8 protein-coding genes and 1 pseudogene are annotated in these 13,532 nt (G+C 63.5%); 4 read left to right on the top strand and 5 right to left on the bottom strand.

Annotated features, from left to right (window positions below; genetic code table 11):
- The first annotated feature begins 95 nt into the window (after positions 1-95).
- The gene (locus HGI30_RS02730) at positions 96-1,064 is read left to right on the top strand and encodes a sugar phosphate isomerase/epimerase family protein (RefSeq protein ID WP_168906288.1); all 969 of its coding nucleotides are present in this window, start codon (positions 96-98) and stop codon (positions 1,062-1,064) included.
- 119 nt (positions 1,065-1,183) lie between these two features.
- Here HGI30_RS02730 and HGI30_RS02725 read toward each other — a convergent pair whose 3' ends face one another.
- Positions 1,184-1,399, bottom strand: coding sequence for a hypothetical protein (locus HGI30_RS02725; protein WP_168906287.1), 216 nt, complete (start codon positions 1,397-1,399; stop codon positions 1,184-1,186).
- Positions 1,400-1,793: 394 nt separating this feature from the next.
- Here HGI30_RS02725 and HGI30_RS02720 point away from each other — a divergent pair, with 394 nt between their 5' ends.
- Positions 1,794-3,413, top strand: coding sequence for a nitrite/sulfite reductase (locus HGI30_RS02720; RefSeq protein WP_168906286.1), 1,620 nt, complete (start codon positions 1,794-1,796; stop codon positions 3,411-3,413).
- Between the two features lie 1,458 nt (positions 3,414-4,871).
- Here the strand turns inward: HGI30_RS02720 and uvrA are convergent.
- Together uvrA and uvrB are read right to left on the bottom strand one after the other, a co-directional pair.
- A pseudogene (gene uvrA, locus HGI30_RS02715) lies at positions 4,872-7,748 on the bottom strand (excinuclease ABC subunit UvrA); the annotation flags it as partial.
- Positions 7,749-7,812: 64 nt separating this feature from the next.
- The gene (gene uvrB / locus HGI30_RS02710) at positions 7,813-9,816 is read right to left on the bottom strand and encodes an excinuclease ABC subunit UvrB (protein ID WP_168909684.1); all 2,004 of its coding nucleotides are present in this window, start codon (positions 9,814-9,816) and stop codon (positions 7,813-7,815) included.
- Between the two features lie 398 nt (positions 9,817-10,214).
- Here uvrB and HGI30_RS02705 point away from each other — a divergent pair, with 398 nt between their 5' ends.
- Both HGI30_RS02705 and HGI30_RS02700 read left to right on the top strand, forming a co-directional pair.
- Complete coding sequence (locus HGI30_RS02705) at positions 10,215-11,036, top strand: flagellar motor protein (RefSeq protein WP_168906284.1); 822 nt, start codon at positions 10,215-10,217, stop codon at positions 11,034-11,036.
- Positions 11,020-11,817 (top strand): OmpA/MotB family protein, encoded by a 798-nt coding sequence (locus tag HGI30_RS02700; protein ID WP_168906283.1) that lies wholly within the window; start codon positions 11,020-11,022, stop codon positions 11,815-11,817. The genes HGI30_RS02705 and HGI30_RS02700 overlap by 17 nt, the downstream gene beginning before the upstream one ends.
- 86 nt (positions 11,818-11,903) lie before the next feature.
- On the opposite strand, the gene HGI30_RS02695 is transcribed toward HGI30_RS02700, so the two are convergent.
- Both HGI30_RS02695 and HGI30_RS02690 read right to left on the bottom strand, forming a co-directional pair.
- Positions 11,904-12,587, bottom strand: coding sequence for an ABC transporter permease (locus HGI30_RS02695; protein ID WP_168906282.1), 684 nt, complete (start codon positions 12,585-12,587; stop codon positions 11,904-11,906).
- Positions 12,580-13,503: an ATP-binding cassette domain-containing protein gene (locus HGI30_RS02690; RefSeq protein WP_168906281.1), complete on the bottom strand. Its 924-nt coding sequence runs from the start codon at positions 13,501-13,503 to the stop codon at positions 12,580-12,582. The genes HGI30_RS02695 and HGI30_RS02690 overlap by 8 nt, the downstream gene beginning before the upstream one ends.
- Positions 13,504-13,532: the final 29 nt, after the last annotated feature.

The following is a 13,532-nucleotide window of genomic DNA, read 5'->3' as shown; positions in this document are numbered from 1 at the left end:
CGCTTCGGCGGATGAATGCACCGATGCGGGCATGATATAATGGGCTTGTTTGAGACGATAGCGCTACCATCACCCGATCGGGAGGTTTTTACCCTATGAAGCTTGGCGTATTTTCGGTTCTTTTCGCTCAGAAATCATTCGAGGAATCGCTCGACTACATCGCGGCCAAAGGGCTGGACGCACTTGAAATCGGCACCGGCAACTATCCCGGCAGCCCGCATCTGGATCTGGACGAGCTGCTCGCCGACGACGGCAAGCGCCGCGCCTTCAAGCAAGCGGTCGAGTCGCGCGGCCTCATCATCAGCGCGCTGAGCTGCCACGGCAACCCGCTGCATCCGCAAAAAGCCATTTCGACGGAGCATGACACGATCATCCGCAAAACGATCGAGCTCGCGAACCGCCTCGAAGTGCCGGTCGTCAACACGTTCTCCGGCCTGCCGGGCGATCACGAGGACGCGAAGTATCCGAACTGGCCGGTCGCGCCTTGGCCGAACGACTTCCAGGATGTGCTCAAGTGGCAGTGGGAGCAGAAGGTCATCCCGTACTGGAGCGAGATCAACGGCATCTCCGAAGCAGCCGGCGTCAAGATCGGCCTCGAGCTGCACGGCGGCTTCTCCGTCCATACGCCGGCGACGATGCTCCGCCTGCGCGAAGCGACGGGCAAAGCGATCGGCGCCAACCTCGACCCGAGCCACATGTGGTGGCAAGGCATTGATCCGGTGCAGGCGATCCATATTCTCGGCCGCGAAGGCGCGATCCATCACTTCCACGCCAAGGATACGACGATCGATCCGATCAACGTCAACAAGCACGGCGTGACGGATATGCAGTCCTACACGATGATGCTCGACCGCGCCTGGCAGTTCCGCTCCGTCGGCTTCGGCCACGACCTCAAGGTGTGGGCCGACATCATCAGCGCGCTGCGCCTGGTCGGCTACGACTATGTCGTCAGCATCGAGCATGAGGACGGCCTCATGAGCGTCGAGGAAGGCTTCAGCAAAGCGGTCGCCAACCTGCAGCAAGTGCTCATCCGCGAGCCGCTCGGCGAGATGTGGTGGGTGTAAGGAATAGGATGAAAAAAAGCTTCCCCGACTCCTGCGAGCCGGGGAAGCTTTTTTGCTGCTTCGGATTCACGGCCGGACATGCTGTCCTGCCGCTGGAGCCGATATGTACGTCTGCGAGGCTACATGCCCAGCCAAACTTTGACCATGAAGAAGTCCACGATCAGGAATACAAGCAGGCAAGCAGCCGTCCAGCCGATGGCGAAGATGTTCTTCTTCTTTTGCGTGACGAGACGCGCCAGGCCGAGAGCGATGAGAATGGTGAAGAGAATCATGAAAATATCGAAGGTGTTGAAGGTGCTGCTCGTTGCCTCTACTTCTGCTGTTGCAAGGAACATGGGGTGCTGACCTCCCGAATTAAAGTGCTGGCCTAAGACCGCTTCCAACTTGACGCGGCGCGAGACTTCGAGGGTCGAACGCTTCGCCTCGAAGGGGGTGTTCCTCTATGGCTACATATAAGCCTATGGTATCTTTTAGGCGGACAGGATGCAAGATGTTTTCGCTCTGTAACCGCTTTGCCACAATTTTGTCACCATATAGGGTGCGACATGGCGGATATTCCTATTCCCCGGATTATAAAAAAAGCCGATGGGCTGTATCAGCAATCGTTATAGCCGACGCGACTGGCGTTGTTCCCATTTCTACGCCGGTATGGTACGATCGGAATAGCATAATCACACCTTTTTTATCGGAATTGATGCAGGCACCATTTAGACCGGGAGGTTCAAGATCATGGCTTACGAAACGCCCTGGATGAGCGACCCATCCAAGCTGAATAAAATGGAGCTGTGGAAGATCGAGAAGGACGGCCTCGACGTCATCCGCACGATCATCGAGAAATACGCGCTGGAGGGCTATGATTCCATCCCCGAGGACGATATGAACCGCTTCAAATGGGCCGGCGTGTATGAGCAGAAGCCGCGCGACGGCTACTTCATGATGCGCATCCGCATCAACTCCGGCGTGCTGACGTCGACGCAGGCGCGCGCGCTCGCTTCGATCGGCCGGGACTACGGGCGAGGCCTGATCGACGTGACGACGCGCCAGGCCATCCAGTATCACTGGCTGCGCATCGAGCATATGCCGGACATCTTCAAGCGCCTCGAGGAGGTCGGCTTGTACAGCTACGAGTCGTGCGGCGATTGCCCGCGCACGATCGTCGGCAACCCTCTGCAGGGCATCGACAAGGACGAGCTCATGGACACGACGGCGCTCGTGGAGGAAGTGAACGATTTCTTCCTGATGAACCGTGACTTCTCCAACTTGCCCCGCAAGTACAAGATGTCCATCTCCGCCAACATTTACAACAATGCGCACGCGGAAATCAACGACCTGGCGTACACGCCGGCGGTCAAGGAGATCGACGGCGAGGAAGTCATCGGCTTCCACGCCTGGGTCGGCGGCGGTCTGAGCGCCAAGCCTTATTTGGCTCAGGAGCTCGACATCTTCGTCCGTCCCGAGGAAGCGCTCAAGGTCGCCGTCGGCGTCACGACGCTGTTCCGCGACCACGGCTACCGCGAGAAGCGCCATCATGCCCGCCTCAAGTTCCTCGTGGCCGACTGGGGACCGGAGAAGTTCCAGGAAGAGCTGCTCAAGCTGATCGGCGACATGCCGTCCAAGGGAACGAGCAAGACGGTCGGCTGGCAGGCCGCCTACTTCGACGGCGTGCACAAGCAGAAGGACGGCCGCAACTACATCGGCCTCAACGTGCCGGTCGGCCGCACGAACTCGGATGAGCTGGAGCAGCTGTGCGACATCGCCGAGCAATACGGCGAGGGCAAGATCCGCACGACGATGTCCCAGAACATCATCATCACAGGCGTCAAGGACGAAGACCTGGAAGCCGCGCTGGCCGCTCCGGTGTTCCGGCGGCTGACGCCGGATCCGAAGCCGTTCATGAGCCGCACGGTCAGCTGCACGGGCAACGAGTTCTGCAACCTCGCCATCGTCGAGACCAAGGAGCGCGCTCGCCGCGTCGCCGAATACCTCGACGAGAACGTGCAGCTCGACGAGAAGATCCGCATCCACTTCATCGGCTGCCCGAACGGCTGCGGCCAGAAGCATATCGCGGACATCGGCCTGCAGGGCTCGCTCGTCAAGACGCCGGACGGCATGGTGGATGCGTTCGACATCGCCGTCGGCGGCATTCTCGGCCCGGGCGCCGTGCTGAACAAGCCGCTCAAGGGCCGCGTCAAAGGCGACGACGTGCCGGCCGTGCTCGCTCAGCTGATCGAGTTCTACAAGCAAGGCCGCGAAAGCGGCGAAACGTTCCATGCGTACGTCCTGCGCGTCGGCGTGCCGGCGTTCCAGGAGAAGCTGACCGAGCTGCTGGCGGCGAAGGCGGCTGGCTGATCGGATCGTATGGAAATGAAGCTCGGCCCTTGGCCGGGCTTTTTTTCGTGCGGATGGCTTCGTCGCCGAATGAATGTGCTTCGAGGAGGGATGTCGTATGCTGGGAGCTGCTCCAGGGAGGGGCGGGCTCGGCTTTTGCGAAACCTCCGAGGACGGGCTCGGCTTTTGCAGAAGCCGCTCCGTGGACGGGCTCGGCTTTTGCAGAAGCCGCTCCGAGGAGGGTTCGGCTTTTGCAGAAGCCGCTCCGTGGATGGAGACTCCTTCCGATTCCGCTGAAGCCCGGATTCCTCTGATTTTCCTTTCCGATACGGAAGGAATCCGGCCTTCAAGGGAACCGCTGCCGCTTCTTCAGGAGCCTTCCATCCCCTCCGCTCCCCGCCTCTCTCCATCTTCTCACGCTTTCAGCCACGTCTCACCCCCTCCCTCCTTCCAAGTTGTGCGGCCGTATGCTCCCTCCTTCCTGACGACTGCCTACGTCTCCCGCCTCTGCCTGTCTCTGTAGACTTGCCGAGACTGCCTACGCTCCTATCACCTGCCACCTCCGCAATGCGCTTCCTGCCAACCTCTTTCTACTCCTATCTGCCTCTGCAGACATGCCACCTTATGCTAAACTTGCCTATGGTCAGGGTTGCCTAAGCTAACGACTCGTCAGGTGCTTAGAGGGCCATTCAGCCCCTTTCCGCTAGGCTAACGATTTTCCAGAGGCTTAGCTTAGGAAAACAACCCGTTTTGGGAGCAATTCTGCCCCATTTTACCTGCTAAGCGCCTGAGGAGTCGTTAGCTTGCAAGAGGGCGGGGTTTTCTGCTTCTAAGCCCATCAGGAGTCGTTAGTCCTCCCCGTCCGGGAAGAGCGCCATCGCCGGAATCAAGAGGCCCACTCAAACCATGGTCAACGCCAGGATTGTCCAAAAAGTCAAAGCCCCCATATCCGCATAGGCGGAATACAGGGGCTTTGAAAGGTGGCCGGTGGAAAGCCCCTAGCGGGCTGGAGGCCGAGCTCGCAGGCGGCAGGCGCCGACGGGCTAGCGCCTGTGCGGACCGGCGGCAGGCGCCGACGGAGGCTAGCGCTGAGCTGTCCGGCAGCAGGCGCCGACGGGCTTGCGCCTGTGCGGACCAGAGGCAGGCGCCGACGGGCTTGCGCCTGTGCGGACCGGCGGCAGGCGCCGACGGGCTAGCGCCTGTACGGACCGGCGGCAGGCGTCAGGCGCCGCCGGAGCCTTTGGGCTTGCGGCCGCGCTTCTTGGGCGCGGCGGCCGCGGCGTAGGCGGCGCTGTCCTCCGCCGCCAAGGAAGCTCCGCCTGGCGCGGACGCGGCGCCGGCGGATCTGCGCGGCCGGCCGCGCTTGGCGCCGCCAGCCGCAGGGACTGCGGCGGCTGGCTCCGCCGACGCCGCAGCCGGCTCGGCCGCCGCGCCGACCTCGGCGGCGGCTTGGAGCGCCTCCGCCCGGACGCGCGCTTCGCGAGTGCGGGCGCTGTCGCGCTCCAGCACCGGCGCAAGGTACTTGCCGGTGTACGAGCCCTGCACCTGCACGAGCTGCTCCGGCGTCCCGGTGCCGACGATCATGCCGCCGCCGCTGCCGCCCTCGGGACCGAGGTCGATCAGGTAGTCGGCGGTCTTGATGACGTCGAGGCTATGCTCGATGACGAGCACGGACTCGCCGGAGTCGACGAGGCGGTGCAGCACATGCAGCAGACGGTCGACGTCGTCCATATGCAGGCCGGTCGTCGGCTCGTCGAGGATGTAGAACGTGCGGCCGGTGCTGCGGCGGTACAGCTCGGAGGCGAGCTTGACGCGCTGCGCCTCGCCGCCGGACAGCGTCGTCGCCGGCTGGCCCATGTTCATGTAGCCGAGGCCGACGTCGAGCAGCGTCTGCAGCTTGCGGTGGATCTTCGGCAGGTTGCGGAAGAAGTCCGTCGCGTCCTCGATCGTCATGTCGAGCACGTCCGAGATGCTCTTGCCCTTGTACTTGACCTCCAGCGTCTCGCGGTTGTACCGCTTGCCCTTGCAGATTTCGCACGGGACGTAGACGTCCGGCAGGAAGTGCATCTCGATCTTGATGATGCCGTCCCCGCGGCAGGCCTCGCAGCGGCCGCCCTTGATGTTGAAGCTGAAGCGGCCCTTCTTGTAGCCGCGCACCTTGGCCTCGTTGGTCGAGGCGTAGACGTCGCGGATGTCGTCGAAGACGCCGGTGTACGTCGCCGGGTTGGAGCGCGGCGTGCGGCCGATCGGCGACTGGTCGATGTCGATGACCTTGTCCACCTGCTCGAGGCCGCGGATCTCCTTGTGCTCGCCGGGACGCACCTTGGCCCGGTTGAGGTCGCGGGCCAGCGTCTTGTAGAGGATCTCGTTGACGAGCGTCGACTTGCCGGAGCCCGAGACGCCGGTGACGGCGGTGAACACGCCGATCGGGATCCTGACGTTGACGCCCTTCAGGTTGTTCTCGCGCGCGCCGCGGATTTCCAGCCACTTGTCCCCTGTAGGACGGCGCTTCTCCGGCACGGCGATGAACTTGCGCCCGCTCAGATATTGCCCCGTGAGCGAGTTCTCGTGGGCCATGACCTCCTGCGGCGTGCCCTGCGCGATGACGTGGCCGCCATGAATGCCGGCTCCCGGCCCGATGTCGATGATGTAGTCGGCGGCCAGCATCGTATCCTCGTCATGCTCGACGACGATGAGCGTATTGCCGAGGTTGCGCATATGCTCCAGCGTGCCGATCAGGCGGTCGTTGTCGCGCTGGTGCAGGCCGATGCTGGGCTCGTCCAGGATGTAGAGGACGCCCATCAGGCTGGAGCCGATCTGCGTGGCGAGCCGGATGCGCTGCGCCTCCCCGCCGGACAGCGTGCCGGCCGCGCGGGACATCGTCAGGTAGTTGAGGCCGACGTTGACGAGGAAGCCGAGCCGGCTGTTGATCTCCTTGAGGATCAGGTTCGAGATCATGCGGTCCTTCTCGCTCAGGTCGAGACCCTCGAAGAAGTCCTTGGCGTCGCCGATCGACAGCGAGGTCGCATAGGCGATGTTCCGGCTGCCGACGGTGACGGCGAGGCTTTCCTTCTTGAGGCGATGGCCTTTGCAGGTGCCGCACGGCTTGGCGCTCATGTACTCCTCGATGTACTCCCGCATGGAGTCGGACGCCGTGTCGCGGTAGCGGCGGGCGAGGTTGTTGACGACGCCCTCGAACGGCACGTACGCGTCCTTGCGGAAGCCGAAGTCGTTCTCGTACTGGAAGCGGACCTTCTCCCCGCCGGTGCCGTACAGCAGCTTCTTCATCTGCTCGTCCGTCAGCTCGCTGACGGCAATGTCCATCGGAATGCCGTAGTGCTTGCACACGGACGCCATGAACTGCGGGTAATAGTTGGACGTGCTGCCCGCCCATGCCTCGAAGGCGCCGCCGGCGATCGTCTTGGAGCTGTCATGGATGAGCAGGTCCGGGTCGACGATCATCTTGGCGCCGAGACCGTCGCAGTCCGGGCAGGCGCCGAACGGGCTGTTGAAGGAGAACATGCGCGGAGACAGCTCGTCGATGCTGAAGCCGCACACCGGACAGGCCAGATTGGAGCTGAACAGCAGCTCCTCCTGGTCGATGACGTCGACGATGACCTGTCCCTCCGACAGCTTGAGCGCCGTCTCCAAGGAGTCCGCGAGGCGGACGCGCACGTCGTCCTTGACGACGATCCGGTCGACGACGACCTCGATGCTGTGCTTCTTGTTCTTCTCCAGCTCGATGCTCTCGCCCAGGTCGCGCAGCTCGCCGTCCACGCGGACCCGCACGAAGCCCTGCTTCTGGATGTCCTGGAGCAGCTTGCTGTGCTCGCCCTTGCGCCCGCTGACGATCGGCGCGAGAATCTGCAGGCGGGTCCGCTCCGGATACTCCAGGATGCGGTCGACCATCTGCTCGACGGTCTGCGACGTGATCTCGATGCCGTGCTCCGGGCAGTGCGGCTTGCCGATGCGCGCGTACAGCAGGCGGAGATAGTCGTAAATTTCCGTGACCGTGCCGACGGTCGAGCGCGGGTTGCGGCTCGTCGTCTTCTGGTCGATGGAGATGGCGGGGCTGAGCCCCTCGATGGAATCGACGTCGGGCTTCTCCATCTGGCCGAGGAACTGCCGGGCATATGCCGACAGCGACTCGACGTAGCGGCGCTGGCCTTCGGCATAGATCGTGTCGAACGCGAGCGACGACTTGCCGGAGCCGCTCAGGCCGGTGAGCACGACGAACTTGTCGCGCGGGATGGTGACGTCGATGTTTTTCAGGTTATGGGCCCTGGCGCCCTTGATCTCGATCCGATCGCTTGCCACAGTGTGGTTCCTCCCTATCGAAAATGGAAGGTCCGGCATGACCGGACCTTTCCTGTATCTATGCCTTGCCTGGCGCCCGTCCCGAACGTCGGGAGAGCGTGCCTCAGCCCTCTTCGGCCCGCAGCTCGAGCAGCGCGTCGCGCAGCTCGGCCGCCCGCTCGAACTGCAGGCTCTTGGCCGCTTCCTTCATCTCCGCCTCGAGGCGGTTGATGACCTGCTGCCGCTCCTTCTTGGTCAGCTTGCCGCCGGACAGGCCGTCGAGCACGCCCGACTTGGACTCCGCGGACTTGGTCGCCTCGATGACCTCGTGGATCCGCTTGCGGATCGTCTGCGGCGTGATGCCGTGCTTCTCGTTGTACGCCTCCTGGATGGTGCGGCGGCGCTGCGTCTCGGAGATCGCCCGGTCCATGGAGTCGGTGATCTTGTCGCCGTACATGATGACCCGTCCCTCGGAGTTGCGCGCCGCGCGTCCGATCGTCTGGATGAGCGAGCGCTCCGAGCGCAGGAAGCCTTCCTTGTCGGCGTCGAGGATCGAGACGAGCGACACCTCCGGCAGGTCGAGGCCCTCCCGCAGCAGGTTGATGCCGACGAGCACATGGAACGTGCCTACGCGCAGGTCGCGCAGGATCGCCATCCGCTCCAGCGTCTTGATGTCGGAGTGGAGGTAGCGCACCTTGATGCCGACTTCCTTCAGATAGTCGGTCAGGTCCTCGGACATCTTCTTGGTGAGGGTCGTGACGAGCACGCGCTCGTCCTTGGCGATGCGGTCGCGGATCTCGCCGAGCAGGTCGTCGATCTGGCCCTTGGTCGGACGCACCTCGATGATCGGATCGAGCAGGCCGGTCGGACGGATGATCTGCTGCACCGGCTCATGCGGCGACGTCTCCAGCTCGTACGGCCCCGGCGTCGCCGAGACGTAGATCGTCTGCTTGTCCTTGGCCTCGAACTCCTCGAACTTGAGCGGCCGGTTGTCCATCGCCGACGGCAGCCGGAAGCCGTGCTCGACGAGCACCTCCTTGCGCGCGCGGTCGCCGTTGTACATGGCGCGCACCTGCGGCAGCGTCACATGGGACTCGTCGATGACGATGAGCATGTCGTCCGGGAAATAGTCCATGAGCGTAAACGGCGTGGCGCCGCGCTCGCGGAACGTGAGCGGACCGGAGTAGTTCTCGATGCCGGAGCAGAAGCCCATCTCCTGCATCATCTCGATGTCGTAGCGCGTGCGCTGCTCCAGCCGCTGCGCCTCCAGCAGCTTGCCGTTCTCCCGCAGCTCGGCGAGCCGCTCCTCCAGCTCCCGCTCGATGTTGACGAGCGCGATCTTCATCTTGTCCTCGTGGGTGACGAAGTGGGAAGCCGGGAAGATCGCGACATGGTCGCGCTCGCCGACGATCTCGCCGGTCAGGACGTCGATCTCCGTGATGCGCTCGATCTCGTCGCCGAACAGCTCGACGCGGATCGCGCGCTCGTTGCTCGCCACGGGGAAGATCTCGACGATGTCGCCGCGCACGCGGAACGTGCCGCGCACGAAGTTGATGTCGTTGCGCTGATACTGGATGTCGACGAGCTTGTGCAGGATCTGGTCGCGTCCCTTCTCCATGCCCTTGCGCAGCGACATCACGAGGCTGCCGTACTCCGACGGCGATCCCAGGCCGTAGATGCACGACACGCTGGCGACGATGATGACGTCGCGGCGCTCGAACAGCGAGCTGGTCGCGGAGTGGCGCAGCTTGTCGATCTCGTCGTTGATGCTGGAGTCCTTCTCGATGTAGGTGTCGGTCGACGGGAGGTAGGCTTCGGGCTGGTAGTAGTCGTAGTAGCTGACGAAGTAGGAGACGGCGTTGTCGGGGAAGAACTCCTGGAACTCGCTGCAGAGCTGCGCGGCGAGCGTCTTGTTGTGGGCGATGACGAGCGTCGGCCGATTGAGCTGGGCGATCGTGTTGGCGATCGTATAGGTCTTGCCCGTGCCGGTCGCTCCGAGCAGGATCTGATGCTTGCGTCCCTCGCGGACGCCCTCGACGAGCCGGCTGATCGCGCCCGGCTGGTCGCCCTGCGGCGTATAGTCGGACTTCAGCTGGAAAAGCTTGGTCTGCTGAGCCTTCTCGGCCATAGGCATGGCTCACCTCTTCCTCGATGAATGACGCGAAAGGCCCGGTACGAAAGTCCCGGTTTCGCGAACGGAATCTATTATTATATGAGTAAATCCCTATTTATCTGTATGCCCAAAACGGCCGATAAATAAGAGGAATCGTCTCGAATTTGCGGGCGGGACCACGATAAGAATGTCTGTTCCCGTCCTTCATTATACCGGGTCGAAAACCGGCTGGCAACAAGGCGAAACCGCTTTTCCATCATCTGGCGGCAAATCAGGTTTCGTTCCGAGAAAGAGAAGCAGGAAGCAGCATCGCGCTTCCTGTTTCTCTTTGGAGAACAAGCCGGCAGCTCTCCCTCCAAGCGGGAGAGCGCATCCTTTTTTATAACGACAAAAGCGGGAGCGTGAACCATCGCATGGACTTGACGACCGTCATCGGCATCATCGCCGGTATCGCCGCCCTGCTCGGGGGATATCTGTGGGAAGGAGGAGAAGCCCACGGCCTCGTGGAGAAGACGGCGATCCTGATCGTCTTCGGCGGCACGTTCGCGGCCGTCGCCGTGAGCTTCCCGGCTGCCCGGCTGCGCACGATCCCGGCGGCGCTGCGGCTCGCGTTCCGCAAGGACCGCAATACGGACCGGGAAATCATCGAGCGCCTCGTCGACATGGCGACGATCGCGCGCCGCGGCGGCGTGCTGGCGCTGGAGACGCATGCCGCCAAGGAGGACGAGCGCTTCCTGCGCGACGGCGTGCTCATGGTCGTGGACGGCACCGATCCCGACCTGACCCGCGAGATTCTCGAGCTCGAGATCGCGGCGCAGGAGCGGAGCTGCGAGCAGCAGGCCAAAATCTTCGAGAGCGCCGGCGGCTACGCGCCCACGATGGGCATCATCGGTACCGTCATGGGGCTCATCAACGTGCTCGGCGACCTGCATGACCCGGGCTCGCTCGGGTCCTCGATCGCGGTCGCCTTCTCGGCCACGCTGTACGGCGTCGCCTCGGCGAACGTGATCTATCTGCCTCTCGCCTCCAAGATCAAGACCCGCAGCCAGGAGCATGTCCTGCGCATGGAGATGATGATGGAAGGCATCCTCGGCCTGCAGGCCGGGGACAACCCGCAGCTGATCCGCAAAAAGCTGCAGTCGTTCGTCATCGTGGACGAGCCGCCGCGCAGGGCGGCGAAGCCGGCGGACGAAAAGCCGGACGGAAAGGCGGGGGACAATGCGGCGCAGGCGTAACCGCAGGGGCGTCCCGGGCGCGGAGCCCGAAAATCACGAGCGCTGGCTCATCACCTACTCCGACCTGATTACGCTGCTGCTCATCTTTTTCGTCGTGCTGTACGCGATGAGCCAGCTGGACGTGAAGAAGTACGAGGTGCTGGCGCAGTCGCTGCAGCTGCAGTTCGCCAAGTCCGACTCCGTCATCGAGGGCGGCAAAGGGCTGACGGGCGAGCTGCTGGCGAGCGGGTCGACGCCCGTGCCGACGGTCGGCGCCAAGCCCCGCGCCTCCGAGACGCCGCAGCAGCAGCTGAAGCGGCTGCAGGAGCAGGAGCTGCAGAATCTGCTCCAGATCATCCAGACGTACATCCGGGAGCACAAGCTGCAGGACAAGGTGACGGTCGTCGACACGCCCAAGGGCATCGCCATCCGGCTGAACGACCTGTTCCTGTTCGACCTCGGCCATGCGAAGCTGAAGCCGGAAGCGACGCCGGTGCTGGAACGGCTGTCGACCCTGTTCCGCTCGCTCGGCAACACGGTCAGCGTCGAGGGCCATACGGACAACCTCCCGATCGCCCCCGGCGGCCAGTACGGCGACAACTGGGAGCTGTCGGCCGCCCGTTCGCTGTCGGTGCTGCATTATTTCATCGAAAAGAGCAAGCTCGACCCGAACAAGTTCGAGATCGCCGGCTACGCCGATACGCGTCCGGTCACCTCCAACGCCACCGAGGCGGGACGGTCCAAAAACCGCCGCGTCGAGATTACCGTGCTGCGTACGAGCACGGATGCGGGCGGCAGCTGACCCGAACGCAAAATCAAGCCCCGTGAAGCGAGTCGAATCGCTTTACGGGGCTTTTTTCGGCCGAGGGCAGAAACGGGGAGCAGCGGTCAGGCATCGCCGAAACGGTCGATCGTGGCGACCGCCGCGATGGCGCTCAGCAAGCCGAGCAGGCATAGCGCGGCTGTCGTCAGATCGCGATCGAGGGCGATGCCGAGGAGCGGGGCGAAGTTCTGGAACTGCGCCAGGAAGATGGCGATGAGCACGGCGGGAATCGTCGCTCTTTTCCAGACGCCGAACAGGAACAGCGGGACGTGGCTGATGACGGCGACGGCGGCGGAGTAGACGACGGCCCTCGCCACATAGCCGGCCGTGGCCTGGGCGGTGAGCGCCTCGTCGATGAAGCCGAAGCCGGCGTCGAGCGCGAGCGTCGAGAGGCCGACCAGCACGAACGACAGCAGCGTGCCGGCGAACACGAGCAGCGAGATGAGCAGCGTCTTGGCCAGGAACAGCCGGCGGCGGGGGATCGGGTAACCGTAGGACAAGGCGATCGTCCGGTTGCGGAACTCGTCGATGACGACCTGGTTGATGAGCGACGCTCCGAACAGCACGTACGCCAGGTGCATCGCGACGATCAGCTCCGTGATCGCGCCGTAGTCCCGGCCGAAGTCCGCGCTGACCGACCGGGCGAACAGCATCGGCAGGAACAGCAGCACCGCCAGATAGACGACGTACTCGCCGATGATGTTCAGCCGCTTGAGCTTCCTCCATTCGAGCTTCATCAAGTCAGCCAACGCGATCGCCTCCCGTGATCTGATGATAGAAGTAGTCTTCCAGCGTGCCGGCATGCTTCTGGATGCCCTCGATCTCGACGTCATGCAGGACGAGCATCCGCGAGATCTCGCTCTGGGAGCGGCTCAGGTCGTAGACGCGCAGCTTGCCCCCGTCCAGCAGCTTCAGGCTCGCGATGCCGAGCTCATGCTCCAGCAGATAGGCGGCCCGCTCCGCCTGCGGCGTCGCGATCTCGATATAATCGGTCCGCTGCTTGGCGACGTCCTCCAGGCTCATCTCCGTCGTCAGCCGTCCCTCCGCGACGACGCCGATCCGGTGCGCGACCTGCTCGATCTCGCTCAGGATGTGGCTGGACACGAGGAAGGTGATGCCGTACTCCTGGTTGAGCATCCGCACCAGATCGCGCATGTCCTTGATGCCGACCGGGTCGAGGCCGTTCGTCGGCTCGTCGAGGATGATCAGCTCCGGCTTCGCGATGACCGCGCGGGCGATGCCCAGGCGCTGCTTCATGCCGAGCGAGAACTCCTTCACCGGCCTCGCCCCGACGTCCTTCAGCCGCACGAGCTCCATCGCCTGCGCGATCGCCTGCTCGTCATAGTACCCGAGATATTCGGCATGCAGCCGCAGGTTGGCGATCGCGCTCATATGCTCGAAAAAGACCGGGTATTCGATGATGCTGCCGACGCGGCTCAGCGCCGACTTGGAGCTTGGCGTCAGCCGCTGGCCGAACAGCGAGATTTCGCCTGCGGTCGGAGCGACATGCCCCGCCAGCATCTTCATGATCGTCGTCTTGCCGGCGCCGTTCTGCCCGAGCAGGCCGTACACCTCGCCTTGGCGGATGCGCAGCTCCACGCCCTCGACCAGCTTCCTGCCCTTGACCGTCCGGCTCAAGCCTGTCGTATGGACGATGTCTTTCATCTTGACTCGCCTCCTCGCGTGCTTCCTTG

It is taken from the genome of Paenibacillus albicereus, from assembly GCF_012676905.1.
In the GTDB taxonomy this organism is placed as follows: domain Bacteria; phylum Bacillota; class Bacilli; order Paenibacillales; family Paenibacillaceae; genus Paenibacillus_O; species Paenibacillus_O albicereus.
This window is presented reverse-complemented; position numbering and strand designations above follow the sequence as displayed.